Origin of the sequence: Bradyrhizobium sp. CSS354, from assembly GCF_029051725.1 — a bacterium.
Lineage (GTDB): Bacteria > Pseudomonadota > Alphaproteobacteria > Rhizobiales > Xanthobacteraceae > Bradyrhizobium.
Genome location: NZ_JAACFU010000003.1, coordinates 112381 through 139114 on the forward strand (window position 1 = coordinate 112381; position 26734 = coordinate 139114).

Genomic DNA, 26734 nt, shown 5'->3' on the forward strand with positions numbered 1-26734 from the left:
CGCAATCAGCCGCCCGCGATGGACGACGCCACCAGCAGCACTGACATTCGCCTTCGTGAAGGCGCCTCGATCGCGCAGCGGCTGGTCATGTCCGGCTTTGCGGCCGCCGTTGCGCTGTGCTTCACGCCGGGTCTGTTCACGCACGACCCCCTGGAGGTGATCATCTCCGTGGTCGCGCTGCTGGTGGGAGCGGCGTTCGTCGGCGTCATCATGATGGCGCCGGCGGTGGTGTGGATCATCACGCCGGACGAGATCCTGATCGGGGAGCAGCGCCCGTTCGGAAAACTCCGGACGCGGATCGTTGCCAAGGACGACATCAGGGGAATGCAGGTTCCCGGCAGCAAGAGGGCGAAAGCCCGCTTTCAGCTGGCCTTCACGCTGGCCTCTGGAGAACGCCTGACGTCGCCGCCGATCACCGACGTCACGCATGTGCACGACACGGTGGCGCGGATCGCCGCGCAATTCGACGTTCCCGACGTCGAGTCTCCGGTCAATCCACTCGATGCCAGCAATCCCGAGATGCGTCTCGGCGACCCTCTCGAGCCGTTTTCCACGAGGGACATCAGGATCGTCGCACTGATCGTCGTCGCATTGTGCGCCGTTCCCTACGCCTACAGGCTCTGGCGCGGCCTGTCGCCCGGGCCGGTCGACATCATGATGCTGCCGGTCGGCGGGATCGCCGCTTTCGGCGTTTACCGGTATGCCAACCTTGTGACCGGCGCTTTCTGGATCATCCGCCAAGGCGATATCCGGGTCGAACGCCTGTGGGGCGACGGCACATTGCGCGCCGACCACATCGAAGGGCGCGACGTAAAGACAATCACGGTCGAGCGCCGCGGCCGGTCCGAGGAGGAGCACTGCATCGTGGTGATCCGATTGCTCTCAGGACGACGGTTTCGCAGCCCTCGGATCGGGTCGAGGCCTGAGGCCCGGGCCGTGGGCGCCGAAATCGTCCGGCGGCTCGGGATCGCGCCGGAGAATAACAAGATCTAGCTGGCATCTCGTGCGAATTGGCGAAGTTGATCTCGCCGCTAGTTCGGTCTGAGCCTCTCCCGCTTGCGGGAGAGGTCGGCGCGCCCCGGGCAATGCGAAGCATCGTCCCGCGCGCCGGGTGAGGGTTCTCTCCACATCGGGAGTGCCCAATTGCGGAGACACCCTCTCCCCGATCCTCCCCCGCGGGCGGGGGAGGGAGCACATCGCGCCCAGCTCACTGCTTTTCGCGCCATCCCCTGTTTGTGGCATTGCCGGAGGTCCGTCAAAAAACCAAAGCATTCTCGTGACATACCAGCCGGGCGCGCCATCAACTTGCCATGAAGCTGCCGCTGGGTTCAGATGGTTCCGAACGATATTCGCTGTGGCAGCGGGGGAGAGCTTGAAATGACGGATTTTCGTCGCCTGACCGGGATGTTTGTGGCCGTGATCGGCCTGATCCTGTCCGCGCCCCATGCCTACGCCCAGCAGCCCGACCGCGGCGATGAGCCGGGTCTGGTCGCTGACGACGCCTTCGAGCTCGATCCGGAATGGCAGAAGCAGGTCGTCTACTTCCGCACCACCGAAGCGCCCGGCACCCTCATCATCTCGACCGCCGAACGGCATCTCTATCTGGTGCAGCCCGGTGGTCGCGCGATCCGCTACGGCATCGGCGTCGGCCGCGATGGTTTTCAGTGGCAGGGGCTGGTGAACATCACCAACAAGAAGGAGTGGCCGGATTGGACGCCGCCGCCGGAGATGATCCAGCGCCAGCCCTATCTGCCGCGCTTCATGGCCGGCGGCCCCGGAAATCCGCTCGGCGCGCGCGCCATGTATCTGGGCACCACGGTCTACCGCATTCACGGCACCAATCGGCCCGACACGATCGGCACCAAGGTCTCCTCGGGCTGCTTCCGGCTCGTCAATCGCGACGTCGCCGATCTCTACGATCGCGTCCCTGTGGGCACCAAGGTTGTCATCCGGCAGAAGCCTGAACTCTGATCTTCTCGCCCTGGCGAATATTCCTTTTCCCGATTATTTCGAGAGAGCAACATGATGCGCACTTTTCGTGGCGGCCTGCTGATCGGGCTCGCAGTCGCCGTGCTGGTCGCCGTCCTGGCCATCATCTATGAATTCTACGACACCCGCACGCTGAAGCGCACTGTCCGCCGCGGCGAAGTGCTGTGCGGCGTCAACAAGGGCCTGCCGGGCTTCTCGATCCCCGACGACAAGGGCAACTGGACCGGCTTCGACGTCGATTTCTGCCGCGCGGTGGCCTCCGCGATCTTCAACGACCCGAGCAAGGCGAAATTCGTCGCGCTCGATGCCAACGAGCGCTTCAAGGAATTGCAGAGCCGGAAAGTGGACATCCTCTCGCGCAACTCGACCTGGAGCATGGCGCGCGAACTCGACTACGATCTCTATTTCCCCGCGGTCGCCTATTACGACGGCGCAGGCTTCATGCTGCCGCGCGCGCGCAACAAGGAAACCGCGCTGGATCTGACCGGCAGCAAGGTCTGCGTCCAAACCGGGACCACCACGGCGCTCAACGTCGCGGATTACTTCCGTGCCAACAACATGAAGTATGAAGAGGTGAAGTTCGACAAGCTGGACGATGTCGTGAAAGCCTACGATACCGGCAAATGCGACACGCTCTCCGCCGACGTCTCCCAGCTCTACGCGCTGCGGATCAACCTGTCGAAGCCCGGCGACCACATGATCCTCCCCGACATGATCTCCAAGGAGCCGCTCGCGCCCGTCGTGCGCCAGCGCGACGACGACTGGATGATGATCGTGAAGTGGACGCTGTACGCGATGATCAACGCCGAGGAGCTCGGCGTCTCCTCGGAGAACATCGACGAAGCCCTGAAGTCGAAGAAGCCGGAAGTGATGCGGCTGGTTGGCACCGAGGGCAATTACGGCGAGCAGCTCGGCCTCACCAAGGATTGGGTGGTCCGCATCATCCGTCACGTCGGCAATTACGGCGAGATGTACGAGCGCAACATCGGCGAGAAGTCGAAGTTGAAGATCCCGCGCGGAATGAACCAGCTGTGGAATGCGGGCGGCGTGCAGTATGCACCGCCGGTGAGGTAACTCCTGCGTCGTCCCGGCCTAGTGCGCAATTGCGCACGGGGGCCGGGACCCATACCGCGTGATCGATCGATAAGCGCAGGTGACAATACCGCGGGAGGACTCTTCAACTACGAGCCTCCGCCAAACTGCTTCCTGTGGTTATGGGTCCCGGCCCCCCGTGCGCAATCGCGCACTAGGCCGGGACGACACCTGCTAGCGGGGCACCACTGTGCCTCGCCTCAATACCCCCGCGCCCTCGCCAGCTGCTCGGTGTGGTAATTGGCGTCACCGAACAATTCCTCGCAAACGCGCGCGCGCTTCATGAAGAAGCCGATGTCGAACTGGTCGGTCATGCCCATGCCGCCATGCATCTGCACGCCTTCCTGCACCGCGCGCGTGGCGGTCGTGCCAGCGCGGGCCTTTGCCACTGCGACGTTTGATGCGGCCTTGGCGACGTCCGTATCGAGCGCTTGCAGCGCCTTCATCACCGCGGCGCGGGTGATCTCGATGTCGACATAGAGTTCGGCGGCGCGGTGCTGCAGCGCCTGGAATTCGCCGATCAGCTTGCCGAACTGCTTGCGGCTCTTCAGGTACTCGACGGTGCGGTTGAACACTTCTTCGCTCAGGCCCACCATTTCGGAGGCCACCGCGCCGCGTCCGATATCGAGCACGCCGTCGAGCAAGCCGGCCCCCTGGTCAACTTCGCCGAGCACGCTGTCGGCATCGACCTCGACATTGGCAAGCTCGAGCCGCGCCGCATTGTGCGCGTCGACCATGATGGTGCGCTCGATCGCGACGCCCTTGGCCTTGGGATTGACCAGGAACAGCGTCAGCCCCTCGCGCTCGCCGGCCGAACCCGCGGTGCGCGCAGCGACAATGAGAAGATCGGCGACGTGACCGTCGACCACCAGCGCCTTGGCGCCGGACAGCCTGAAACCGTTGCCGGCGCGCACGGCCTGGAGGCTGGTCTGAAGCGGCCGGTGTTTTGCGCCCTCGTCGATCGCGAGCGTCGCGAGCAGGGAGCCGTTGGAGATCTTCGGCAGATACTCCGACTTCTGCGCGGCATTGCCGCCACGGTTCAGCGCCGAGGCCGCGACCACGCTGGTGGCGAGGAAGGGCGACGGCATCAGCGTGCGGCCGATCTCCTCCATCACGACGCCGGCCTCGACATAGCCGAGCCCGCTGCCGCCGAACTCTTCCGGCACCAGCAAGCCGGCAAAACCCATCTCGGCGAAGGAATACCAAAACTCCTTGGAGAAGCCGATGGGGTCTTTGCTATCGCGCAGATGTCGCAAATGCGACACCGGCGCCTTGTCGCTGATCAGCCCGCGCGCGCTGTCGCGGAGCATCGATTGTTCTTCTGTGAGGACGAGGGCCATGTGCGAGTTCCGATTCGAAATCTATTTTGTCTTGGTCATTCCGGGATGGCCCGAAGGGCCAGGCCGGAATCCATCAGGCGGCATATACGCGGTGAAATGGTATCCGGGCTCGCGCTTCGCGCGCCCCGGAACGACGGTGGAGTTACGCCCCCGGCAGATCGAGGATGCGCTTGGCGACGATGCCGAGCATGACCTCGGTGGTGCCGCCCTCGATCGAGTTGGCTTTGGTTCGCAGCCAGGCACGCGGACGAGCGCCTCGCTTCGAGCGCTCGCTCCCCCATTCCAACGCATCGACGCCGCCAGCCGACATCAGGATCTCGTAACGGCGCTTGTTGAGCTCGGTGCCGTAATATTTCATCGCCGACGAGAACGCCGGATGCGCCTGCCCCGCCTTGGCGAGATCGACCGCGCGCTCGGCGCAAGCTGCAAGCGCAGCTTCGTCGACATCGAAGCTGGCGATCCGGCCACGCAGCATCGCATCGTCGAGCCGCCCCAGCGCATCTGTGCCGACGGAATCGGCCGCGATCTGGCCGAGCGGACGGCCGACGCCGCGCTCGCCCATGCCGGAGATCATCGCGCGCTCATGCTGGAGCAGATATTTTGCGACGTCCCAGCCGCGGTTGACGGTGCCGACCACGTGCGATTTCGGCACGCGGACATTGTCGAAGAAGGTCTCGCAGAACGGCGAATAGCCGGAGATCAGCAGGATCGGCTTGGTCGTCACGCCCTTCGAGGCCATGTCGAACAGGATGAAGCTGATGCCGTCGTGCTTCTTCGCGGCGGGATCGGTGCGGACGAGGCAGAAGATCCAGTCGGCATAGTTGGCGTAGGACGTCCAGATCTTCGAGCCGGTGATGACGTAGTCGTCGCCGTCGCTCTCGGCGCGGGTCTGGAGCGAGGCGAGATCGGAGCCGGCATTCGGCTCGGAATAGCCCTGGCACCAGCGGATCAGGCCCGCGGCGATTTTCGGCAGGTGCTCTTTCTTCTGGGCATCGTTGCCGTATTTCAAAAGCGCCGGCCCGAGCATCCAGATGCCGAAGCTCGACAGCGGCGGCCGCGCGCCGATTCGTCCCATCTCCGCGCGCAGCACCTTGTGCTCGGCAGCGCTCAGGCCACCGCCGCCATATTCTTTCGGCCAATCAGGCACGGTCCAGCCCTTGTCGCGCATGCGCTCGAACCAGATGCGCTGCGGCTCGGACGAGAACTTTGCATTGCGTCCGCCCCAGAACACGTCGGCATCTGATGTTGCGGGCTTCCGCATTTCCGGCGGGCAGTTGGCTTCCAACCAGGCGCGGGTTTCACTGCGGAATGTTTCGAGATCGGCGGTCTCAGTCTCGCTGGCCCTGGAGTCAGTCATTGGTCGTTTCCATCATTCAAACTCGGCTTGTTGGGCGCGACTCTGGGCCAAGCTCCCGCGGAATTCAACCACTTCCGTGTCACGCATCGGCTATAGTCGCGGCTTCGGCGAGCTTGAAAACAAAGAGGAAACAACAATGCGCCTGAAGCTTCTTTCGCCTGGCGAAATGAACGAGAGCCAGCGGCAGACCTATGACGAGTCGATTGCCGGCAAGCGCGGCAAGCCGCCGGCGCCGATGATGGCCTGGCTCAACAGCCCCGACATGGCGCGACATGCCACGCGGCTCGGCGAGGTCCTGCGCTACGATACGATCTTCCCCGCGAAACTTTCGGAGATCGCGATCCTGGTGACGGCGCGGCACTGGACCGCGCATTACGAATGGTACGCGCACAAGCGCCTGGCGCTTGCCGGCGGCATGGATCCTGACATCATCGACGCGATCCGCGACCGGCGCACGCCCGTCTTCGACGATCCCAAGGCCAAGATGATCTACGACGTCGCGAAGTCGCTGCATGAGGGCCACGGCGTCGAGAAGGGCCTCTATGACGCGGCGGTGAAGCTGCTCGGCGAGCGCGGCGTGGTCGAGGTGATTGGTCTCTGCGGCTATTACACGCTGGTGTCGATGACGCTGAACACGTTTGAGTTCGAGCTGCCGGAGGGCGAGGTGCGGGAGCTGTCATAGTTTCGCATATGGAAACGCTGGGTTTCGGGATAGGTCAGTAGCACTGCTCCGAGGCTCGCCTTATGTGGGGATGATCAACGGAGCAGCCACATGTCGCAGAACCAAGCCGTCGCCGCCGGCACCAGGATCGGCCACGTTCACCTCAAGGTCGCTGATCTCGACCGCGCGCTCGGCTTCTATTGCGGCGTGCTCGGTTTCGAGCTGATGCAGCGCATGGGCTCCGGCGCGGCCTTCATCTCGGCCGGCGGCTATCATCACCACATCGGGCTCAACACCTGGGAGAGCAAAGGCGGCTCGCCGCCGCTGCCAGGCACGACCGGGCTCTATCACACCGCGATCCTCTATCCGACGCGGCCCGCGCTGGCGGATGCGCTGCACCGCGTGCTCTCGGCCGGCATCGCGCTCGACGGGGCGAGCGACCATGGCGTGTCCGAAGCGCTCTATTTGCGCGATCCGGACCAGAATGGCGTGGAGCTGTATTGGGACAAGCCGCGGGAGCAATGGCCGTTCGGGCCGGATGGCAAGCTGTCGATGTTTACGAAGCGGCTGGATGTGGAGGAGCTGCTGAAGCAGCGTGAGGCTTAAGCTCCACTCTCTCCTCGTCATTGCGAGGAGCGAAGCGACGAAGCAATCCAGAATCTTTCCGCAGTGGCAGCCTAGATTGCTTCGCTGCGCTCGCAATGACGGAGGATGTCGAAGCGGCGTCGCGCCTCTACGCAGTCTTCACATGCGGCCTCCCCCGCACCATGATCAACGCCGCCGCCGCCAGTTCCAGCGCGATGCAGAGATAGAACGGCAGCTCATAGCCCCCGGTGAAATCGCGCAGAAAGCCGACCACGCCGGGGCCGAACGCATAGGTCACCTGGTTGATCGCCGTGTTGAGGCTGATCAGCACTCCGAACGAGGCGGAATCGAATTCCTGCTGCACGATCAGCGACGGCAGCGTGATGAGATTGCCGACCGAGAAGCCGAACAATGCGCAGGCGGCGATCAGCACGTAATCATTGTGCAAATTGATGACGACGCACAGCGCCACGGCCTGGCTCAGGAACGACAACGCCGAGGCAAGCCGCTGGTTGAGGCGGTCGATCACCAGCGAAAACAGCACCCGGCCGATCACCGCCATCGCGGTCAGCACCGCAACCGCGACGGCCGCGCGCTCGCGCCCGATCACGGGATCGAGGAACGAGATCAGGTGGACGATGAAGCCGACCTGCGCGAACAGCACCAAGGCAAAGGCAATGGTCACCGTGAGGAAGCCGACATCGCGCAACGCCTGGCTGCGAATTTGCGCCGACGATTGCGGCTTCGTTTTCGTCGCGGCGCGCCGGCCATGCAGATCGGGCGGGCGGCCGACGACAAACAGGATCACCGGCAGGAGCAGCGCCAGCATGGCGCCCGCGACGATAAACATCGCGCGGGCGAAGCCGACTTGGCCGATCAACGTCACCAGCAGCGGCACGCCGACGATGCCGCCGAAGCTTGCGCCATTCAGCGCGAGGCTGATGGCCATGCCGCGCTTCTGGTCGAACCACAGGCTGATCGTGTTGGTGATCATGGCGAGGCTAGTGCCGGCCCAGCCGAAGGCGAGCACGGCATTCGCGAGATAAAGCTGCCACGGCTCGCGCACCGCGCCGATCGCGACCGCCGCAGCCGACATCGCCAGCGTCCCCGCGATCAGGCCGAGACGCGGGCCGTATTTGTTGACGGCCTCGCCGACGAAGACGACGAGCAGCGCGCCGAACAGATAGAAGAAGGTCGTGGCGGATGAGATCAGCGAGGCCGACCAGCCGTGCGCGCGCTGGAGCTCGGCGACATAAACGCTCTGGCCGTAGAAGCCGAGCCCCCAGCCGAAGGTCGCGAGCAGGAAGCAGACCGCAACGATGCGCCAGCCTTCGTAGCGGAACGAGGATTCGTCGACGGATGCGTCGTATCGGGGGTTATCGAGCATTTGCGCTTGTCCTTCGTTTCCCCCGCGAGCGCCCTGCTTCACGCTCGCCTGTTCATGACGAGCATCATGTAACAACCCAGACATCGGAAATCACTTCGACCTGGATCGAACTATCAACGCTGCTGACAGCCTCCCGCCACCTCAGATCGCATCCGGGAACTCGCCCATGGCCGCGTCCAGCCGCGCCTTGCGGCGGCGGGCAAAGGACGCCAGCGAGAGCACGGCGAGACCGAGTGCTACCGGTGGGAACACCACCATGTTCACTGCGGACCAGCCGTAACTGGCGAGCAATTGGCCGGACGAGAACGAGCCGATCGCCATCATGCCGAACACCAGGAAATCGTTGAAGGCCTGCACCTTGTTGCGCTCCTGCGGCCGGTGCGTCTCCAAGACCAGCGCTGAGGCGCCGATGAAGGAGAAATTCCAGCCGATACCGAGCACGATCAGCGTGGCCCAGAAATGCATCGCGGTGATGCCGGACAGGCCGATGCCGGCCGCGCCGGCCTCCAGCAGCAGACCGGCGGCAACGACCTTCCGCGCGCCGAAGCGGGCAATCAGCGCGCCGGTGAAGAAGCTCGGCCCGTACATGGCGACGATGTGCCATTGAATGCCGAAATTGGAATCGGAAACGCTCAAGCCGCACAGCTTCATGGCGAGCGGCGCCGAGGTCATCACCAGATTCATCATGGGATAGGAGATGACGCCGCAGAGCGCCGCCGCAATGAAGCGCGGCTGGGTCACGATGTCGAGCAGCGGCCGCCCGCCGCGAAGATCGGCCGGTGCCGGCTTCGGCATGTCGACCCCGGCGACGATGCCCATCGCGATGAGCGCGACAGCAGCCTGGACCAGGAAGCTGAAGGCGAACAGATAGGGCTGCCAGACATCCATGGTCCATTGCACGAGCTGCGGACCGAGCACGCCGGCGAACACGCCGCCCGCCATCACCCAGGACACCGCCTTGGGCCGGTACGCCGCGCTGGCGCCGTCGGCGGCAGCGAAGCGATAGGACTGCGCCACCGCGCCGTAGAGGCCGCCGAGAAAAGTCGCCAGACAGAACAACGGAAACGAAGCGTGCAGGATGGCGAAACAGCCGAGCAAACCGGTCAGCGCGCCCAGACCGGTGCCGACGATGAAAGCGACGCGGCGGCCGAAGCGGCGCGAGATCGCGCCGGTCGGCAGCGTGCCGGCGGCGAGGCCGAGCACATACATCGAGATCGGCACGGTCGCGAACGAGACGTCGGGCGCGAGCGTCGCGCCGACGATCGCGCCGGTGGCGAAGATCACGGCAGAGTTGGCGCCGGTCAGCGCCTGCGCGGCGGCAAGGCGCACAACATTGCCGCGCACGCGGGCGTCGGCGGCGATCTCATTGGCTGCAGTCACATCCAGCATCGGCATTTCCGCCCCAACGGGCATTCGAGGGGCTTCAAAGGCTTTCAAGGGCTCGCTTGATTCCCGGCACTATGGCGGGGCGCGGGAGGGCGGGCAACCGGCGCAAACGGGCGCAGGCCATGTCTCTGACGCAATCGGGCCGATGATAATGGGCCGCGCACTTGACGGCGTGCGCTTGATCAAATCCTATCCGCCGCGACCTTCCGGAGTTTCGTTCATGTCCGTCGACGACAGGCCTACGCTCAGCGCTCCCGACGACGATCCCTGGCTCTGGCTGGAGGAGATCGAAGGCAAGCAGGGGCTCGATTTCGTCACGCGACAGAACAGCTTGACGCTCGACGCGTTCGGCGGAGCGGCCTTCGCGCGCGACCGCGATATCCTCGCGGCGATCTACGATCGTCCGGACAACATTCCTTATGTCAGCCGCCGCGGCGACGACCTGCACAATCTCTGGAAGGACGCCACCAACCCGCGCGGCCTGTGGCGGAAGACTTCGCTTGCGGAGTTTCGCAAACCGCATCCCACGTGGGAGATCATGCTGGATGTCGACCAGCTCGCCGCGCGCGAAGGCGAGGACTGGCTGCTGAGCGGCATCACCACCCAGAAGGGAAGCGCGCGCGCCATTTTGAGCCTGTCGCGCGGCGGCAGCGACGCCGTCACCTTGCGGGAATTCGACCTCGACACCAAGAGTTTCGTTGCGGACGGATTTGCGCTATCGGAAGCCAAGGGCGGCGCCGATTGGCTCGATGCCGACACGCTGCTGCTGTCGAGCGCCCATGGCGAAGGCATGGCGACGAGTTCGGGATATTCGCGGACGGTTCGCCTGTGGCGGCGCGGCGAGCCTGTCGATCAGGCGCAAACGATCATCGAGACCACGGCCGATCATATGGCGATCTCGGGACTGGTCGACGACACCGCTGCGGCCCCACGCAGCTGGATCGTGGACCAAATCGATTTCTTCAATCATGCGCTCTGGCTGCGCGATGCAGACGGCACGACGACGAAGCTCGATCTGCCGACCGGCATCTGGTTGCAGGCGCATGGCGACTGGTTCGCGATGAAGCTGCGCGAAGCCTGGTCGATCGAGGGCAGAACCTATGCCGCCGACACCGTGCTCGGCATGTCGCTCTCGGCGTTCTTGGCCGGCAGCCGCGATTTCGCGGTGCTGTTCGAGCCGGAACCTCGCCGCGCTTTGCAAGGTCTGTTCTGGACGGGAGGAAAGCTGGTGCTGTCGATCCTCGACGAGCTCCAGCCGCAATTCGAGATCTGCACGCCGTCCGCCACAAGCTGGAGCCGCGCGTCACTCGGCGGCCTGCCGCAGATCGGCGTCGTCGACATCTGGCCGCTGGATCGCCATCCCTCCGAGAGCAATGGCGACTTGCTTGCCAACGTGCAGGATCCGCTGACGCCGCCGTCGCTGCTGCTGATGGAGCGCGGCGTCGCGAGCCCGACCGTGTTGAAGCAGGCGCCGAAAACATTCACCTCCGACGATCTCGTGGTGACCCAGCACGAGGCGATCTCGATCGACGGCGAGCGCATTCCCTATGTGCAGACCGGCCCCAGCGGCGAGACCGGCGATGCACCGGTCTATATGAGCGCCTATGGCGGCTTCGCCCATTCGGTGAAGCCGTATTACAACGCATCGCTGGGCAAGCTGTGGCTGGAGCGCGGAGGCACGACGGTGCAGGCGAATTTGCGCGGCGGCGGCGAATTCGGCACACGCTGGCACGATGCCGGCCGGCTCGCCGGCAAGAAATTGTCGCACGACGATTTCGCCGCCGTTGCCGCCGATCTCGTCCGCCGCGGCGTGACGACAGCAAAGCGCATCGCCGCGCAGGGTGGATCGAACGGCGGCATCCTCATCACCAACATGCTGGTGCGATACCCCGATCGTTTCGGCGCGCTGTTCTGCACCATCCCGCTGATCGACATGCGCCGCTACACGAAGCTGCTCGCCGGCGCGAGCTGGATCGCGGAATATGGCGATCCCGACAAGCCTGAGGAGTGGGACTGGCTGAAGACCTACTCCGCCTATCACAACGTCAAGGCCGGCCAGCCCTATCCGCCGATCCTGATCGCCACCACGCGGCGCGACGACCGTGTCCATCCCGGGCATGCGCGCAAGATGGCGGCAAAGCTCCAGGCCATGGGCTACGAGGCCTGGTTTTACGAGCCTGAAGCGGGCGGCCACGGCTACGGCAAGGACAACAAGGAGCGCGCGGGGTTCGAGGTGATTGGTTTTCGGTTTTTGAAAGACAAGATCGGGTGGAAGGACGAGGGCTAGCGTTTGCGGGGCTGACGTTTCCGCATCGTCATGGCCGGGCTTGACCCGGCCATCCACGCCTTGGCTGGTGCACGAAGAACGTGGATGCCCGGGACAAGCCCGGGCATGACGACGTCCTATCGCGCGAATACCAAGGTCAGATTATTCGCCGGCATGTCGATCGTATCGACGAGGCGAAGTCCTGCGCCGCGGGCGAGCGCCTCGACATCGCTGATGTCACGCACGCCCCAGTCGGGATTGCCTTCACGCAAGGAGGTGTCGAACACAGCATTGCTGAGCGCGATGTGCTTGCCGCCGCGCTTGAACGGGCCGTAGAGGAACAGCTTGCCGTCGGCCCGCAAATAGCGGCCGGCGCCGGCGAACAGGCCCTCGGCGACGCTCCATGGCGCGATGTGGATGACATTGGCGCAGAACACGGCGGCAAGACTTGACGGCGCCTGCCCGCCTTTCATCTCCGGGCACCAGTCGGGGTCGGTGAGATCGATCCGCAGCGGCGAGCGGATGTTTTTCAGGCCTGAATGAACGCGCCAGGCCTCGATGCTCTTGAGGTGGCGCTGGTTGAGATCGCTGGGCCACCAGATCAGGCCGGGCGTATGACGCGCGAAGTAGACCACGTGCTGGCCGGTTCCGCTGCCGAGCTCGACCACATTGCCGGTGCAGCCGGCGAGATGCTGTTCCAGTGCCGCCCAGAGCGGCTCGTGATTGCGATGAAATGCCGGTGCGTCGAGCCGCCCATCGGACTCGACCCGACCGCCATCCCTGCCGAATTCGACGACATATTCAGCCAAGTGAGGTCCCCTTGAAAAAACGAGAACGCGTTGAAAACAGGTTGAGCGGCAAAACGCTCAGGAAACAGCCGGCCCGCGCCACGGCCCTAAACTCTCGGGCCAAATCGGCTGAACAAATAATCTCATCAGTTGCAATGGGGAAGATATTAACTCCATTTTGTCGCGTGCATAGTCTTGATTGTCAGACGGTGCCCTTTGTGCTTTGGAACGCTTCTATTTCGCGATCGAGACCAACGCTATAACGCCTCGGAATGACGCCTTGACCGCCTTTTCCCGGACGCCCGTTCTGTTCATCTTGCTGGCCATTGCCGCCGGCCTCGCCAGCCCGGCGTGGGCGCAGTCCGCTGTGGCCGACGGCCGGAAACTCGCTTTCGATCGCGGCAAGGGCAATTGCCTGACCTGCCACGTGATCAAGGGTGGCGACCTGCCGGGAACGATCGGGCCGGAACTGAAGGACCTCAAGGCCAAATACCCCGATCGCAACGAGCTGGCCGCGATCATCTTCGACGAGACCAAGCGCAATCCGCAGACCATGATGCCGCCGTTCGGCCGGAACCGGATTTTGACCGAACAGGAGATCAGCGCGATCGTTGATTTCCTGCAGACCCTGTGACTTCAGGCACGAGATTGCCCAGGAGACCCGAGATGACCACACTCACCGGCCCTACCGCGACGCGGCGCCTGATCCTTCAGGGCGCAGCCTCGGTCGCGCTGCTCGGCCTCGGCAATCTGCCGTTCGGTGCCGCTCCCGCGCGGGCCGCGGCCAACGACAAATATCCGGAAGAGGCCTTCAAGCAGAAGAGCGAGGCGGATGCCATCAAGGCGCTCTACGGCAAAACCGCCGAGCCCTCCGACAAGATCAAGCTGGACGCCCCCGAGATCGCCGAAAATGGCGGCGTGGTGCCGATCTCGGTGACGACGACGCTCGACAAGGTCACCTCGATCTCGTTCTTCGTGGCCGAGAACCCGAGCGCGCTTGCGGCGTCCTACAGGATTCCCGAAGGCACAATCCCTACTGTCGCTAACCGGCTGAAGATGGCCAAGACCACCAACGTGGTCGCGATCGTGGAGGCCGACGGCAAGCTCTACAGCGCGACCAAGGAAGTCAAAGTCACCGTCGGCGGCTGCGGCGGTTAAGCGAGGAAGATCGAGATGGCATCCAGCATTCGCGTTCGCGCCACCGCCAACGGCGACACCACCGAGGTGCAGGCGCTGATCCAGCACCCCATGGATACCGGCTTCGTCAAGGACGCCAAAGGCGAGCTGATCCCGGCGCATTACATCCAGCAGCTGAAATTCGAATGTAACGGCAAGGACGTCTTCGTTGCCGATTGGGGCACCGCGGTCTCGAAGGACCCCTATGTCAAGTTCAGCTTCAAGGGGGCCAAGAAGGGCGACGATCTGAAGGTCTCCTGGACGGATAACAAGGGTGCGTCGGATACGATCACCGCGAAGATCTCGTGATGAAGGCGGCCCGCACCTCCATCCTGCTTGGTTCGTTGAGCGCCGCGCTCGTCGCGTTGGCCCTCACCTCTCCGCGCGTGGTGGCGGCCGACAAGGTCGATCCCGTTGCAGATGCCAAGGCATTCCAGAACTTCTTCTTCCAGAAATTCCCGACCGTGAAGCACGAGGATTTCGTCAACGGTCCTTATTCCATGAACGAGGACATGAAGCGGCAGTGGCAGGAGAAGGAGGAATTCCCGCCCTACGAGTTCGCGCTCGACGCCGGCAAGGAGATGTTCGTCACCCCGTTCAAGAACGGCAAGACCTATGCCGACTGTTTCCCGAACGGCGGCATAGGCATCCGCCAGAACTATCCTTATTTCGACGAGAAGGAAGGCAAGGTCGTCACGTTGGAACTGGCGCTCAACCGCTGCCGCGAGGCCAATGGCGAGGCGCCCTATTCCTACGTCAAGGACGAGATGGCCTCGCTCACCGCCTACATGGCCTTCACCTCGCGCGGCAAGCCGATGGACATCAAGATCCCCGACGATCCTCGCGCGCTCGCGGCATTCGAGAACGGCAAGCGCTATTTCTACACGCGCCGCGGCCAGATGAATTTCTCCTGCGCGAGCTGCCATGTGCAGAGCCCGGGCGAGCGCATCCGCGCCGAGATCCTGGCGCCGGCGCTCGGCATTCTGAACGCGATGCCGATCTACCGCTCCGAATGGAGCGGCATGGGCACGACCAGCCGCCGCTTCGTCACCTGCAACAGCCAGACCCGCGCGGTTCCGCTGGAGCCGCAGGCGGATGAATACCGCGACGTCGAATATTTCCTGTCCTACGTCGCCAACGGCCTGCCGATATCGGGACCGGGAGCGCGGCCATGAACCGGTCACTTGCCGTCACCATGTTCCTCGCCTTGCTGCTCGCTTTGGGCCTCGCGCCGGCGGCGCGCGCGGCGAATGAGGCGGACTACAAGACGGCCTATTCCGCAGCCGAAGCTGCCGCGAAGGAGGCTGCCAGCTTGCGCCACCAATGGACCGTGACCGTCTCGACGCTGGCCGCCGCGAAGAAGGCGGCCGATGGCGGCGATTTCGACCGCGCCGTGGCCGCAGCCAGGGAGGCCGAGGCGCTGGCGAAGGCGTCGATCTTCCAGGCGATTTCCGAAAAAGAAGCCTGGAAGGCGATGGAAATCCGCTAGACTGTTCGCTCCTGCAACAGCGTTGCGACCATGAGAGGGCGCGGAGAATTTCTGGATGGCGATCCGCCGCCGCGATTTCCTGAAGAATGCAGGCCTTGCTGCCGCATCGCTCAGCCTGCCGCGGCTTGCGCGCGGTGCTGAGGCCGCGAGCATTTACGACCTCGAGCGGTTCGGCAATGCGCGCATACTTCACCTCACCGACACGCATGCGCAACTCAATCCGGTCTATTTTCGCGAGCCCAGCGTCAATATCGGGATCGGCGAGATGGCCGGACGGCCGCCGCATCTGGTCGGCCGCGCCTTCCTCGACCGTTTCGGCATCAGGCCCGACAGCGCGGATGCCTATGCCTTCAGCTGCTTCGAGTTCGAGAAGTCGGCAGGCCGCTTCGGCAAGCTTGGCGGCTTCGCCCATCTGAAGACGCTGATCGACCGCTTGCGCGGCGATGTCGGCGAAAAACGCTCCGCGCTCGTCGACGGCGGCGATCTCTGGCAAGGCACGGGACTCGCCAACATCATGCAGGGCCGCGACATGGTCGAGGCCGCAAACCTGCTCGGTATCGAGGCGATGACCGGGCATTGGGAATTCACCTACGGCGAGCAGGCGCTGCGCGACAATCTCGCCCGCTTCAAGGGCGAGTTCCTGGCGCAGAACGTTTTCCTGACCGAGGAAGCCGCATTCAACGACGCCCCCGCCTTCGACAAGGCGACGGGGCGCGTGTTCAAGCCCTCCGTGATCAAGGAACTCGGCGGCCATCGCGTCGCCATCGTCGGCCAAGCGTTTCCATACGTGCCGATCGCGCATCCCAAACGGTTCACGCCGGACTGGACCTTCGGCATCCGCGAGGAAGAACTCCAGAAGCATGTCGATGGCTTGCGCGGCACCGACAAGGTCGATGCGGTCATCCTGCTGTCGCACAACGGCATGGACGTCGATCTCAAGCTCGCAAGCCGCGTCACCGGCATCGACGTCATCCTCGGCGGCCATACCCATGACGCGGTCCCGCAGCCGATCGCGGTGAAGAATGCGAGCGGCACGACGCTCGTCACAAATGCCGGATCCAACGGCAAATTCCTTGCCGTGCTCGATCTCGCGCTCGACAAAGGCAAGGTCGGCGACGTCAGATATCATCTGCTGCCGGTCTATTCCGAGCTGTTGAAGCCCGATCCTGGGATGGCAGAACTGATCGGCCGGCTGCGGGCGCCCTTCGTTACCGATTGGTCGGACAAGATCGCGACGCCCGATCGCCTGCTGTATCGCCGCGATAATTTCGCCGGCCCGGTCGACGAGCTGATCTGCAGTGCGCTGCGCACCGAGCTCGACGCCGAGATCGCGCTGTCGCCGGGCTTCCGCTGGGGCGTCACCGGGCTGTCCGGCCAGGCGCTGACGATGGAGGATTTGCTCGCGGAAACCGCGATCAGCTATCCCGAGACCTATGTGCAGGAAATGACCGGCGCCCAGATCAAGGACGTGCTGGAAGACGTTTGCGACAACCTCTTCAATACCGATCCCTATTACCAGCAGGGCGGCGACATGGTGCGCGCCGGCGGGCTCAGCTACACCTGCACGCCGACGGCGGCGATCGGCAGCCGCATCTCGGAGCTGAAGCTCAATGGCGGCAAGGCGCTCAGTGCCAGCCACCGCTACAAGGTCGCGGGCTGGGCCTCGGTCAACGGGCAGCAGGGCGCGCCGGTGTGGGATGTGGTGGCAAAATATCTGCGCTCGGGCCGAATGTTTCAGGAGCGGCTCGGCTCCGGCGTCACGCTGAAAGGCGTCGAGGGCAATCCGGGCATCGCAGGACAGGGATGATGCGGTCGCAAACCTTATCCGCGATGCTGCTGGCGCTGCTCGCATGTACGGTGATGCCGACGGCTTTTGCGCAACAGGTGCCACTCCAGGACAAGCCGTTCGCCGAGCACAAGATCGTGCTGCAGCTCTCTGATGGCGAGGCCAGGAAGCAGGCGCTGGTGCTCAGCGTCGCCAACAATTTGCTGAAGGCCTACGACCCCGACGAGATCGCGATCGAGGTGGTGGCCTTCGGTCCCGGCATCGATCTCCTGTTGTCAGGCAGCGAGCGGCGCAAGCAGGTCGAGAGCCTGATCGCGCAAGGCGTACGCTTCGACATCTGCCTCAACACCGTCGACACGATCGAGCGGGAGACGGGCAAGCGGCCGGAGTTCATCCCCGCCGCCACGCCGGTGCAGGTGGGGGTCGGGCAGATCCTGTTTCTCAGCGAGAACGGGTACACATTGGTGAGGCCCTGAGCCTTTTGCCGGGGCAAAGCGTCGCGGCACAGTCGGTGTCATTGCCCGCGAAGGCGGGCGATCCAGTACTCCGAGAGGGCGAGGGTACGGAAAGGGCGCGGCGTACTGGATTCCCCGCCTTCGCGGGGAATGACAGCGGTGGCCAGGTGACGCCCACCCGCGCAGCACAGGAACAAGAATCTTCCAAATTTTCTTGCTTACACAGTGAATTGCTTCTCTTGTGAGCCCGAAATGTAGTAGAATCTCCGGGTAATTCACGCCGGGTCTTGCCATGATTTTCCGCCAGCTCTTCGACAGTGTTTCGGGTACCTACAGCTATCTCCTGGCGAGCCGCGCCGGCGGCGAGGCGCTGATCCTCGATCCCGTGCTGGAGAAGGTCGACCGCTACTGCCAGCTGCTGCGCGAGCTCGATCTCAAGCTGGTCAAGGCCGTTGATACCCATCTGCATGCCGACCACGTCACCGGCCTTGGCGAGCTGCGCGATCGCACCCATTGCATGACCGTGATGGGCGACCAGACCAAGGCCGACGTGGTGGCGATGCGGGTTGCCGACGGCGACAAGGTGACGATCGAGGGCTTGGCGCTCGACGTGATGTACACGCCCGGCCACACCGACGATTCCTATTCCTATTTGATGGGCGACCGCGTCTTCACCGGCGACACGCTGCTGATCCGCGGCACCGGCCGCACCGATTTCCAGAACGGTTCTTCGCGCGCGCAGTACGATTCGATCTTCAACCGCCTGCTCAAGCTGCCGGACGAGACCATGGTGTTTCCGGCGCATGACTACAAGGGCGACACCGTCTCCACCATCGGCGAGGAGAAACGCTACAATCCGCGGCTCCAGGTGCGCTCGGTCGACGACTATATCGAGCTGATGGCCAATCTGAAGCTGCCCAATCCGAAGATGATGGACGTCGCGGTGCCCGCCAACATGCATGTCGGCCTGCACCAGGAGGATCTGGAGAAAGAGGGCCGTGCGCTTCGCGCTGTCGAGGCGATCCGCAGCCTCGGCCGTCCCGATATCCTGCTGGTCGATTTGCGCGAGACCAATGAGCGCATGAAGCACGGCATGCTCGAAGGCGCACTGCATACGCCCTATCCGTCCGTTGAAGACAGCCTCAAGCCGGGCGGCATGCTGCGCGAGGTCGCGGCCGCCACCGGCCGCCGCGTCGTGTTCTTCTGCGCCTTCGGCGAACGCTCTGCCATGGCGGTTGCGGCGGCGAAGGAGGCCGGGCTCACCAACACGGCGCACATCGTCGGCGGCATCGATGCCTGGAAGAAGGCCGGCGGGCCGGTGGTGCACTGACCGCCTTGCCGCCGTTCTTGAGATAAATCAGCAGCTGCCCATATATTCAGGCTAGGACGGATGCAGCATCACCATCCGGGACCAGCCATGGCCAAGATCGGCAAGTCGAGCGCGCCGCCCAAAATTGCGGGCGACACGCCAGCAAAAGACAAGGCGAAGAAGCCTCCGCCTCCGCGCGACACCGAAGACGATGATTACGAAGACGGCGACATCGCGACACCGAAGCGCGACCGCTACGGGCCGGATGACGAGCCGTTTTGAGGGGTAGCGCAGACAGCGCCTTAGTCGCGCGCTGGCGCCACATCATCAGTGTCGTCCCGGCGAAGGCCGGGACCCATACCGCGTGATCTCTCGATCGAGGTAGGTCGCAGTACCCAACGACGATCCTCCGCCAAACTCCTCCCTGTGGTTATGGGTCCCGGCCTTCGCCGGGACGACGATGCGGAAGCGTCCTGCCCCTCACTTCCCCCGTCCGCGCTACTGCCATGCGCCTGCGTTCATGGACAAATAACCGCTCTGCCCGATAGTTTGCGCGTCTCCAAAGGACGTGAAACGGAACTGCAATGGTCGACGTTCTCGCCGCACCGCAACAAGGCAAGGCGGACAGCGCGCTACGCACGCTGACGGGAATCTCGATCGCGCATTGGGTCAGCCATTTTCATCTGCTGGTCCTGCCGATGCTGTTTCCGTTCCTCAAGAATCAACTCGGCGTCGGCTATGTCGAGCTCGGCTTTGCCCTGACCGTGTCGGCCGTGGTGTCGGGGCTGACGCAGGCACCGACGGGCTATCTCGTCGACCATTTTGGCGCCCGAAAGATTTTGCTGGGCGGCCTCACCCTCGGCGGCTTCGCGCTGATCCTGCTCGGCCTGCACCTGAGCTACGCCTCGCTGATCGCCTGCGCCGTGCTGCTCGGGCTCGCCAATAGCGTTTACCATCCCGCCGATTACGCCATCCTCGCCGAGCACATGGACGAAGCGCGGATGGGCCGCGCCTTCTCGATCCACACCTTTGCCGGCTATTTCGGCGGCGCGGTGGCACCGGCGATCGTCGCCGCGCTGGTCATCGTATCCGGCGGTACCGGTGCGTTGATCGCATCGGGCGCGATCGGCGTTCTGGTTGCGCTGTTGCTGGTGACGATGAACATTCCCGATGCCGTCGCGCACAAGACGAAGCCGGGCGCCGAGAACGCACCAAAACAGGCCGTGATCACGCCGGCGCTGATCACGCTCACGGCGCTGTTCATGCTGCTCAGCCTGTCGGTCGCCGGCATCAACAATTTCGGCGTGGTGGCGCTGATGAGTGGCTATGGCGTGACCTATTCCGCGGCCAATGTCGCGCTCACCGCTTTCCTCGGTGCAAGCGCCGCCGGCGTGCTCGCGGGCGGCTTCCTTGCCGACCACACCGAGCGCCACGGCTATGTCGCCGCCGCTTGCTTTGCCGCGAACGCGGCGATCGTGCTGCTGATCGCGCTGGTCACGCTGCCGGGCTGGGCGCTGACCGCCACGATGGCAGCCGCGGGATTCCTCTCCGGCGTGATCGCGCCCTCGCGCGACATGCTGGTGCGCAATGCAGCACCTCCGGGCGCGGCCGGCCGCGCCTTCGGCATCGTCTCCACCGGCTTCAATCTCGGCGGCATCGTCAGCCCGCTGCTGTTCGGCTGGATCATGGACCAGAGCGCGCCCCACTGGGTGTTCGGGGCCTCCGTGATCTTCATGGTCGCGACGGTGGTGCTGTCGCCGTTCACGGAGCGGAAGGCGAAAGCCGGTTCTTAAGTCACCAGCGCCACTACAAACTTAACCGTCGTCCCGGCCTAGTGCGCAATTGCGCACGGGGGCCGGGACCCATAGCCACCGAAAGGTGTTGCGGCGCGGGCTGGTCAATACCAGTCTTCGTCCAACTAAAAATCGTGGTTATGGATCCCGGCCTTCGCCGGGATGACAGTTGTGATTGGGTTGGCTGAAGCCGCCCCTTACGTCGGCGACACCGCGCTCTTCAGCGGCGCTGCCTGCGGCGTAGCACCACCGGTCAGCCTGGCCTTTTCCGTGTTCGGCCAGAGCAGGAGCAGCCCGAGCAGGCCGGAGCCGACCATGATTGCGGCGTTGATGGTGAAGCCGGTCATGTAGCCGTCAAGCATGCTGCCGGCGCGCTGGATCACGCTGCCCATCACGAGCGGCGCGATGATGCCCGAAAGGGTATAGAGCGCTCCGTAGATCGCGAGAACCGCGCCGCGCTGCGACGTCGGCGTGAACTCGCCGAGCATGGGCGGGCAGACGACGTAGATCGCGCCGCACAGGCCGGAGCCGACCACGAGCAGGGCGATCTGAAGGCCGGCGCCTTGGACGTGCGGCATCATCGCGAGGATCAGGCCGCCGACGATCAGCGGCACCGAGCCGAGCACGCCGCGGGAGATCCGCGACGTGTAGCCGCGTGCCAGCATCACCTGCGAGATCCAGCCCGTGAGAATGACGATGGTCGCCCCGAACACCCAGGGCAAGATCGAGACGAAGCCCGCCTGAGACTGCGAGAAGCCGAGGCCCTTGACGATGAAGGGCGTGAACCAGGTGAGCCCGAGCGACAGCGCCCAATAGGCGCCGAAGGTCGCGGTCACACAGCCGATGAAGGTGCGCGATGTCAGGAGCTGGAGATAGGGTATTTTCGGTTCGATCACGGCCGATGCGTGGGTGTCCAGCGGGCCTTCCTTGCCGAGTGCGAGCCAGGCGGCGACCCAGATGAGGCCGACGATTCCGAGCGCGCCGAACGCATAGTGCCAGGAATGATTGACGATGATCCAGTTCAGCGCCGGCACCGCCAGGATCACGCCGAAGGCCGACCCCTGCGACAGGATCGCGGTCGGCATGGTGCGCTTCTCGTCGGGGAACCATTTGTAGACCGCGTGCATCGCCACCGAGGCCGCCGGGCCTTCGCCGGCGCCGAGCACGATGCGGCAGATCAGGAGCGTGGTGAAAGAGACGGTGCCGACCATCGGAAACTGCGTCAGCGCCCAGATCACCGCGAGCGTCAGCAGCACCCAGCGGGTCGGCACTTTGTTCACGATGAAGCCGACCACGATGGCCGAGATCGAGAACAGGAAGAAGAACGACGAGCCGAGCAGACCGAACTGCTCGGGCTCGAGCTTCAGCTCCGTCATGATCGGAACGCCCGCAAGACCGACGACGATCTTGTCGGCGAAGTTCACCAGCATGAAAAGAAACAGGAGAAATGTGACGGTCCACGCCCCCTTCGGCGTTTCCTTGGACGTTTCCTTGGACGTGCCTGTCATCTTGCCCGCCGCGGGCTGCGTTGCCTGAGCGCTCATCGTTCTCCCCGTCGTCCCTTTTTGGCACTTTTTTGATGTGGTCCTCTTAGGAGCTAACAACGGCTTCAATACCAACGCAACCCGGCATTTCCGCAGCAAGTGTGCTACGCAGCAATTCCACTAATTCCGTCCGGCGCCATTCATCGTGCTGAGCATCCGAAACCTCTCCAAGACGTTCTCTTCGGCCGGTGAGCCGGTCCATGTCCTGCGCGGTGTCGATCTCGACCTCAAGGCAGGAGAACGCGTCGCACTGACGGGCGAGTCCGGCAGCGGCAAGAGCACGCTGCTGCACCTGATCGCTGGGCTCGATGCCGCCGATGGCGGCACGATCCGCCTGGAAGACACCGAGGTCACCAAGCTGTCTGATGCGGGCCGCGCGGGCCTGCGGCGCGACCGGATCGGCCTGGTGTTTCAACAGTACAATTTGATCCCGAGTCTGTCGGTCGGAGACAATCTGGTGTTTCAGGCGCGGATCGCCGGCCGGTACGACGCAGCCTGGTACAAGGAGCTGATCGAGCGTCTCGGGCTTGGCGGCCTGCTCAAGCGTTATCCAGAACAACTATCAGGCGGGCAGCAGCAACGGGTCGCGATCGGCCGAGCCCTGGCAACAAAACCGTCATTGCTGCTGGCGGACGAGCCGACCGGCAATCTCGACGAGGCCACCGCCGAGGACGTGCTGGCGCTGACGCGCGACCTCGTCACGCGCACCGGCTGCGGCTTTCTGATGGTGACGCACAGCCTGCATCTGGCCGCGACACTCGATCGCCACGTCAATCTGCATGCCGGGCGAATCGCATGAGGCGCGCGCTCTGGGTCCTCGCCGTGCTGCTCAGCCATTGGCGGCGCCACAAGATGCAATTCGCGACGCTTCTGATCGGGCTGATCGCGGCGACCGCGCTATGGAGCGGCGTGCAGGCGATCAACCAGCAGGCCCGCAACGCCTATGATCGCGCCGCGGCAACCTTCGGCGGCGCGCGCACGCCGATGCTGGTCGCGCCTGATGCCGCCACCTTTCCGCAGGAGCTGTTCGTCAAGCTCCGTCGCGCCGGCTGGCCGGTCTCGCCGATGCTGGAAGGACGGGTCCAGGTCAACGGGCACTCGGTCCGGCTGCTCGGCATCGAGCCGGTGACGCTGCCGGTCGATGTCGGCAATGCACCGCGCCTCGGCGCCGCCGATCTGAGCAGCTTCGTCGCGCCGCCGGGTCAGACGCTGGTGGCGAAGGAAACGCTGAGCGATTTGCAGGAGCAGGAGGGCGCGGCACCAGCGATCAGCAATGGCGCAAAACTGCCGCCGCTGCGCGTGCTGCCGCAGCTCGTGCCCGATGTGCTGGTGGTCGATATCGGCGTGGCACAGCGGCTGCTGAACAAGCCCGACCAGATCTCGCGACTGCTGATCGGCAAACCGAAGGGCAAGCCCGCGCCATTGGCGAACGTCGTCGGCCATCGCTTGCAGCGGGTCGAGCCGGATGCGGAGACCGAGCTGGAGCGTCTCACCGACAGCTTTCATCTCAACCTCACCGCGTTCGGCCTGCTGTCGTTCTTCGTCGGTCTTTTCATCGTCAATTCAGCCGTCGGCCTCGCCTTCGAGCAGCGGCTGCCGATGCTACGCACGCTGCGGGCCTGCGGTGCCTCGGCGCGACTGGTCAACACCGTGCTGGTGGTCGAGCTCGTGGCGCTGTCGCTGGTCGCAGGCCTGATCGGGCTTGCCTGCGGCTATTTCATTGCGGCCGCGCTCTTGCCCGACGTCGCGGCGTCTCTGCGTGGACTCTATGGCGCGCAAATCCCGGGGCAGCTCAGCTTGCGACCTGAATGGTGGCTCGCCGGAATCGGCATCAGCATTGCGGGCGCGCTGGTGGCCGCGGCGACCAGCCTGATCAAGGCTGTCAGGATGCCGGTGCTGGCGACCGCGCAGCCGCGCGCCTGGCAACAGAGGCAGCGCCGCTGGCTGATCCTGCAAAGCGGAGCAGCCTGCGCCGTGTTCGCGGTCGCGCTATTGCTGCTCCAGTACGGGCAATCGCTGATCGCCGGCTTTGGCGTGCTGGCAGCGCTGATGTTCGGCGCCGCGTTGATCCTGCCCGCGTTCCTCGAACTCATCCTGCTGGCCGGGCAGCGTTTGGCGCGGAGGCCGCTCGCCCTGTGGTTCTGGGCGGACAGCCGGCAGCAGCTCTCGGGTTTGTCGCTGGCACTGATGGCGCTGCTGCTCGCGCTCGCCGTCAATGTCGGGGTGTCCACCATGGTGGAAACGTTCAGCCGCACTTTTGTTGGCTGGCTCAACGGACGGCTCGCAGCCGATGTCTACATCAGCGCCTCCGACAATGCCAAAGGCGTCGCGATCCGCGACTGGCTGAAGGAGCGCAGCGATGTCCAGGCGATCCTGTCGGGCGGACGTGCCGAGACGCAGGTACAGGGCCAGCCGGTGGAGCTGCTCGGCCTGCCCGATCATGCGCTCTATCGCGAGCGCTGGCCGCTGCTGGAAACCGCGCCCCGTGCCTGGACACAACTCATACCCGGCAATGCCGCGTTCATCAGCGAGCAGCTGAGCCGCCGCCTCAACGTCCGCGTCGGCGATGTCGTTGACGTCCCGGCGCCGGGCGGGACCTGGCAGCTCGACATCGTCGGCATCTATGCCGACTACGGCAACCCCAAGGGACAGCTTGCGGTGAATGTCGCGGCGCTGATCCGGCAATTTCCGCAGACGCCGCAGACGCGCATCGGCCTGATTGTCGCGAAGGAGAATATCCCCGGCCTGATCGCGGCGCTGCAGAAGCAGTTTGCGCTCGACGACCGCAGCGTCGCCGACCAGGCGACAGTGAAGGCGGAGTCGATCCGGATCTTCAACCGCACCTTCGCGGTGACTTCGGCGCTGAACGCGTTCACGCTCGGCGTCGCCGGGATCGCGCTTCTGACCAGCCTTCTCACGTTGGCGAATTCCCGCCTGCCGCAGCTTGCGCCACTCTGGGCGATCGGCATCACGCGGCCGCGCCTTGCCGCGATCGAACTGACCAAGACGCTGTCGGTCGCGCTGTTCACCTCGCTCCTGGCCGTGCCGCTCGGGCTGCTGGTGGCGTGGTGCCTGATCGCGATCGTCAACGTGAAGGCGTTCGGCTGGCGGCTGCCGTTCCATGTGTTTCCCTTGCAATTGGTCGAACTGGTCGCAGTCGCGCTGTTCGCCTCGTTGCTTGCCGCCCTGCTGCCGATGATCCGATTGGCCCGGATGCAACCGGCGAGCCTCGTCAAGGTGTTTGCCAATGAGCGCTGACAGGATCTCCCGGCGCGCCTTCGCCGGCGGCATCGCCGCGCTCGCGGCAGTCCGCCGCGCGGGCGCGCAAGGCTATGCCGGGCTCGGCGCGACGGCCGATGGCTTTGCGAAGGTCACACCGGGAAAGACGTTCGCCTTTCCGGGCGATCACGGGCCGCATCCGGAGTTTCGCATCGAGTGGTGGTATCTCACGGCGAATCTTGTCGATAGCAGCGGTGCGGCTTGCGGCCTGCAATGGACGCTGTTTCGCCAAGCGACCCAGCCGGGGCCGCAGGGCGAGGGCTGGGCCAACCAGCAGGTGTGGATGGCGCATGCGGCGGTGACGCGTGCCGACACCCACCGCTTCAGCGAGCTGTTTTCACGCGGCGGCGTTGGACAGGCTGGCGTCACCGCAAAGCCGTTCTCAGCCTGGATCGACGATTGGGAGATGAACGGATCCGAGCACACCGGCGATCGAACCCTGGCGCCGCTGACGTTAAAGGCCTCGGGCGCCGACTTCAGTTACGCGCTGACATTGGAGGCCGATCGTCCCGTGGTGTTGCAGGGCGACGGCGGCTACAGCCGCAAGTCGGAGCGCGGGCAGGCCTCCTACTATTACAGCCAGCCGTTCTATCGCGCCCGCGGCACGCTCACCATCGACGACAGGCCGGTCGATGTTTCCGGTCAGGCCTGGATGGACCGGGAATGGAGCAGCCAGCCGCTCGACGCCGACCAGACCGGCTGGGACTGGTTGTCGCTGCATCTGGCGTCCGGCGACAAGCTGATGCTGTACCGGCTGCGCCAGAAGGACGGACAAAATCATCCATTCGGCAACTGGATCTCCGCCGCCGGCGACACGCACATGATTGCGGGCGACGACGTCCAGATGAGTCCGAAGGCGACCGCCGAGGTCGCGGGACACAAGCTGCCGGTGGAATGGCAGATCGCGATCCCGTCGCGGTCGTTCTCGGTCCAGTGCAAGCCGCTCAATCCAAAGGCGTGGATGGGGACCGGCTTTTCCTATTGGGAAGGGCCGATCAGCTTTGCCGGCACGCATGACGGCGTTGGCTATCTCGAGCTGACCGGGTATTGAA

General features: G+C 64.5%; 25 protein-coding genes. 19 read left to right on the forward strand and 6 right to left on the reverse strand.

What is annotated here, in order from left to right:
* The first annotated feature begins 18 nt into the window (after positions 1–18).
* The 3 genes from GWG67_RS07625 to GWG67_RS07635 all read left to right on the forward strand — a co-directional run bounded on the left by GWG67_RS07625 (position 19) and on the right by GWG67_RS07635 (position 3063).
* A complete protein-coding gene (locus tag GWG67_RS07625; RefSeq protein WP_275169139.1) occupies positions 19–993 on the forward strand; it encodes a hypothetical protein in 975 nt (324 codons plus the stop codon).
* A 384-nt stretch (positions 994–1377) separates the two neighbouring features.
* Positions 1378–1971: a L,D-transpeptidase gene (locus GWG67_RS07630; RefSeq protein ID WP_275168503.1), complete on the forward strand. Its 594-nt coding sequence runs from the start codon at positions 1378–1380 to the stop codon at positions 1969–1971.
* A gap of 54 nt (positions 1972–2025) precedes the next feature.
* Positions 2026–3063 carry an amino acid ABC transporter substrate-binding protein gene (locus tag GWG67_RS07635; protein WP_027565946.1) on the forward strand — a complete coding sequence of 346 codons (1038 nt, stop codon included), beginning with the start codon at positions 2026–2028 and terminating at the stop codon, positions 3061–3063.
* Positions 3064–3281: 218 nt separating this feature from the next.
* Here the strand turns inward: GWG67_RS07635 and GWG67_RS07640 are convergent, their stop codons facing one another.
* Positions 3282–4421: an acyl-CoA dehydrogenase family protein gene (locus tag GWG67_RS07640; RefSeq protein ID WP_275168504.1), complete on the reverse strand. Its 1140-nt coding sequence runs from the start codon at positions 4419–4421 to the stop codon at positions 3282–3284.
* A 142-nt stretch (positions 4422–4563) separates the two neighbouring features.
* Positions 4564–5778, reverse strand: coding sequence for an acyl-CoA dehydrogenase family protein (locus GWG67_RS07645; protein WP_275168505.1), 1215 nt, complete (start codon positions 5776–5778; stop codon positions 4564–4566).
* A gap of 136 nt (positions 5779–5914) precedes the next feature.
* Between GWG67_RS07645 and GWG67_RS07650 the strand changes: the two genes are divergently transcribed.
* Both GWG67_RS07650 and GWG67_RS07655 read left to right on the forward strand, forming a co-directional pair.
* Positions 5915–6460, forward strand: coding sequence for a carboxymuconolactone decarboxylase family protein (locus GWG67_RS07650; protein ID WP_275168506.1), 546 nt, complete (start codon positions 5915–5917; stop codon positions 6458–6460).
* Positions 6461–6550: 90 nt separating this feature from the next.
* A complete protein-coding gene (locus GWG67_RS07655; protein WP_275168507.1) occupies positions 6551–7045 on the forward strand; it encodes a VOC family protein in 495 nt (164 codons plus the stop codon).
* Between the two features lie 127 nt (positions 7046–7172).
* On the opposite strand, the gene GWG67_RS07660 is transcribed toward GWG67_RS07655, so the two are convergent.
* Both GWG67_RS07660 and GWG67_RS07665 read right to left on the reverse strand, forming a co-directional pair.
* Positions 7173–8411 carry an MFS transporter gene (locus GWG67_RS07660; RefSeq protein ID WP_275168508.1) on the reverse strand — a complete coding sequence of 413 codons (1239 nt, stop codon included), beginning with the start codon at positions 8409–8411 and terminating at the stop codon, positions 7173–7175.
* Positions 8412–8552: 141 nt separating this feature from the next.
* Entirely contained in the window at positions 8553–9800 is a 1248-nt protein-coding gene (locus tag GWG67_RS07665) for an MFS transporter (RefSeq protein ID WP_275168509.1), read from the reverse strand.
* 217 nt (positions 9801–10017) lie between these two features.
* On the opposite strand from GWG67_RS07665, the gene GWG67_RS07670 reads away from it, so the two are divergent.
* On the forward strand, positions 10018–12084 hold the full coding sequence (locus GWG67_RS07670; protein WP_275168510.1) for a prolyl oligopeptidase family protein: 2067 nt from the start codon (positions 10018–10020) through the stop codon (positions 12082–12084).
* A gap of 116 nt (positions 12085–12200) precedes the next feature.
* On the opposite strand, the gene GWG67_RS07675 is transcribed toward GWG67_RS07670, so the two are convergent.
* Complete coding sequence (locus GWG67_RS07675) at positions 12201–12872, reverse strand: DUF938 domain-containing protein (protein WP_275168511.1); 672 nt, start codon at positions 12870–12872, stop codon at positions 12201–12203.
* A gap of 259 nt (positions 12873–13131) precedes the next feature.
* On the opposite strand from GWG67_RS07675, the gene soxX reads away from it, so the two are divergent.
* From soxX to GWG67_RS07725, 10 genes are all read left to right on the forward strand, one after another.
* Positions 13132–13485, forward strand: coding sequence for a sulfur oxidation c-type cytochrome SoxX (gene soxX / locus GWG67_RS07680; protein WP_275168512.1), 354 nt, complete (start codon positions 13132–13134; stop codon positions 13483–13485).
* 32 nt (positions 13486–13517) lie between these two features.
* Entirely contained in the window at positions 13518–14009 is a 492-nt protein-coding gene (soxY, locus tag GWG67_RS07685) for a thiosulfate oxidation carrier protein SoxY (protein WP_275168513.1), read from the forward strand.
* A gap of 15 nt (positions 14010–14024) precedes the next feature.
* Complete coding sequence (gene soxZ, locus GWG67_RS07690; protein WP_275168514.1) at positions 14025–14336, forward strand: thiosulfate oxidation carrier complex protein SoxZ; 312 nt, start codon at positions 14025–14027, stop codon at positions 14334–14336.
* Positions 14336–15202 carry a sulfur oxidation c-type cytochrome SoxA gene (soxA, locus tag GWG67_RS07695; RefSeq protein WP_275168515.1) on the forward strand — a complete coding sequence of 289 codons (867 nt, stop codon included), beginning with the start codon at positions 14336–14338 and terminating at the stop codon, positions 15200–15202. Before soxZ ends, soxA begins: the two co-directional genes overlap by 1 nt.
* Positions 15199–15516 carry a hypothetical protein gene (locus GWG67_RS07700; RefSeq protein ID WP_275168516.1) on the forward strand — a complete coding sequence of 106 codons (318 nt, stop codon included), beginning with the start codon at positions 15199–15201 and terminating at the stop codon, positions 15514–15516. Before soxA ends, GWG67_RS07700 begins: the two co-directional genes overlap by 4 nt.
* Before the next feature lie 55 nt (positions 15517–15571).
* Entirely contained in the window at positions 15572–17323 is a 1752-nt protein-coding gene (soxB, locus tag GWG67_RS07705) for a thiosulfohydrolase SoxB (RefSeq protein WP_275168517.1), read from the forward strand.
* On the forward strand, positions 17320–17778 hold the full coding sequence (locus tag GWG67_RS07710; RefSeq protein ID WP_275168518.1) for a hypothetical protein: 459 nt from the start codon (positions 17320–17322) through the stop codon (positions 17776–17778). Before soxB ends, GWG67_RS07710 begins: the two co-directional genes overlap by 4 nt.
* Positions 17779–18049: 271 nt before the next feature.
* Positions 18050–19087 (forward strand): MBL fold metallo-hydrolase, encoded by a 1038-nt coding sequence (locus GWG67_RS07715; RefSeq protein ID WP_275168519.1) that lies wholly within the window; start codon positions 18050–18052, stop codon positions 19085–19087.
* 87 nt (positions 19088–19174) lie between these two features.
* The gene (locus GWG67_RS07720; protein WP_275168520.1) at positions 19175–19348 is read left to right on the forward strand and encodes a hypothetical protein; all 174 of its coding nucleotides are present in this window, start codon (positions 19175–19177) and stop codon (positions 19346–19348) included.
* 302 nt (positions 19349–19650) lie between these two features.
* Positions 19651–20859: an MFS transporter gene (locus GWG67_RS07725; protein WP_275168521.1), complete on the forward strand. Its 1209-nt coding sequence runs from the start codon at positions 19651–19653 to the stop codon at positions 20857–20859.
* 197 nt (positions 20860–21056) lie between these two features.
* Here the strand turns inward: GWG67_RS07725 and GWG67_RS07730 are convergent, their stop codons facing one another.
* Entirely contained in the window at positions 21057–22403 is a 1347-nt protein-coding gene (locus tag GWG67_RS07730; RefSeq protein WP_275168522.1) for an MFS transporter, read from the reverse strand.
* A 145-nt stretch (positions 22404–22548) separates the two neighbouring features.
* Between GWG67_RS07730 and GWG67_RS07735 the strand changes: the two genes are divergently transcribed.
* The 3 genes from GWG67_RS07735 to GWG67_RS07745 are packed head-to-tail and all read left to right on the forward strand — an operon-like array spanning position 22549 to position 26733.
* Positions 22549–23202: an ABC transporter ATP-binding protein gene (locus GWG67_RS07735; protein ID WP_247426723.1), complete on the forward strand. Its 654-nt coding sequence runs from the start codon at positions 22549–22551 to the stop codon at positions 23200–23202.
* Positions 23199–25661, forward strand: coding sequence for an FtsX-like permease family protein (locus GWG67_RS07740; RefSeq protein WP_275168523.1), 2463 nt, complete (start codon positions 23199–23201; stop codon positions 25659–25661). Before GWG67_RS07735 ends, GWG67_RS07740 begins: the two co-directional genes overlap by 4 nt.
* The gene (locus tag GWG67_RS07745; RefSeq protein ID WP_275168524.1) at positions 25651–26733 is read left to right on the forward strand and encodes a lipocalin-like domain-containing protein; all 1083 of its coding nucleotides are present in this window, start codon (positions 25651–25653) and stop codon (positions 26731–26733) included. The genes GWG67_RS07740 and GWG67_RS07745 overlap by 11 nt, the downstream gene beginning before the upstream one ends.
* Position 26734 lies beyond the last annotated feature (1 nt).

Excerpts from the sequence above, each read along its gene's own strand:
- GWG67_RS07730 (WP_275168522.1), bottom strand. The coding sequence starts at position 22,403 with ATGAGCGCTCAGGCAACGCAGCCCGCGGCGGGCAAGATGACAGGCACG.
- GWG67_RS07740 (WP_275168523.1), top strand. The coding sequence starts at position 23,199 with ATGAGGCGCGCGCTCTGGGTCCTCGCCGTGCTGCTCAGCCATTGGCGG.
- GWG67_RS07625 (WP_275169139.1), top strand. The coding sequence starts at position 19 with ATGGACGACGCCACCAGCAGCACTGACATTCGCCTTCGTGAAGGCGCC.
- GWG67_RS07640 (WP_275168504.1), bottom strand. The coding sequence starts at position 4,421 with ATGGCCCTCGTCCTCACAGAAGAACAATCGATGCTCCGCGACAGCGCG.
- GWG67_RS07665 (WP_275168509.1), bottom strand. The coding sequence starts at position 9,800 with ATGCTGGATGTGACTGCAGCCAATGAGATCGCCGCCGACGCCCGCGTG.
- GWG67_RS07645 (WP_275168505.1), bottom strand. The coding sequence starts at position 5,778 with ATGACTGACTCCAGGGCCAGCGAGACTGAGACCGCCGATCTCGAAACA.
- soxY (WP_275168513.1), top strand. The coding sequence starts at position 13,518 with ATGACCACACTCACCGGCCCTACCGCGACGCGGCGCCTGATCCTTCAG.
- GWG67_RS07630 (WP_275168503.1), top strand. The coding sequence starts at position 1,378 with ATGACGGATTTTCGTCGCCTGACCGGGATGTTTGTGGCCGTGATCGGC.
- GWG67_RS07635 (WP_027565946.1), top strand. The coding sequence starts at position 2,026 with ATGCGCACTTTTCGTGGCGGCCTGCTGATCGGGCTCGCAGTCGCCGTG.
- GWG67_RS07720 (WP_275168520.1), top strand. The coding sequence starts at position 19,175 with ATGGCCAAGATCGGCAAGTCGAGCGCGCCGCCCAAAATTGCGGGCGAC.
- GWG67_RS07710 (WP_275168518.1), top strand. The coding sequence starts at position 17,320 with ATGATGCGGTCGCAAACCTTATCCGCGATGCTGCTGGCGCTGCTCGCA.
- GWG67_RS07655 (WP_275168507.1), top strand. The coding sequence starts at position 6,551 with ATGTCGCAGAACCAAGCCGTCGCCGCCGGCACCAGGATCGGCCACGTT.
- soxA (WP_275168515.1), top strand. The coding sequence starts at position 14,336 with ATGAAGGCGGCCCGCACCTCCATCCTGCTTGGTTCGTTGAGCGCCGCG.
- GWG67_RS07670 (WP_275168510.1), top strand. The coding sequence starts at position 10,018 with ATGTCCGTCGACGACAGGCCTACGCTCAGCGCTCCCGACGACGATCCC.
- GWG67_RS07745 (WP_275168524.1), top strand. The coding sequence starts at position 25,651 with ATGAGCGCTGACAGGATCTCCCGGCGCGCCTTCGCCGGCGGCATCGCC.
- GWG67_RS07715 (WP_275168519.1), top strand. The coding sequence starts at position 18,050 with ATGATTTTCCGCCAGCTCTTCGACAGTGTTTCGGGTACCTACAGCTAT.
- soxB (WP_275168517.1), top strand. The coding sequence starts at position 15,572 with ATGGCGATCCGCCGCCGCGATTTCCTGAAGAATGCAGGCCTTGCTGCC.
- GWG67_RS07725 (WP_275168521.1), top strand. The coding sequence starts at position 19,651 with ATGGTCGACGTTCTCGCCGCACCGCAACAAGGCAAGGCGGACAGCGCG.
- GWG67_RS07660 (WP_275168508.1), bottom strand. The coding sequence starts at position 8,411 with ATGCTCGATAACCCCCGATACGACGCATCCGTCGACGAATCCTCGTTC.
- GWG67_RS07700 (WP_275168516.1), top strand. The coding sequence starts at position 15,199 with ATGAACCGGTCACTTGCCGTCACCATGTTCCTCGCCTTGCTGCTCGCT.
- soxZ (WP_275168514.1), top strand. The coding sequence starts at position 14,025 with ATGGCATCCAGCATTCGCGTTCGCGCCACCGCCAACGGCGACACCACC.
- GWG67_RS07650 (WP_275168506.1), top strand. The coding sequence starts at position 5,915 with ATGCGCCTGAAGCTTCTTTCGCCTGGCGAAATGAACGAGAGCCAGCGG.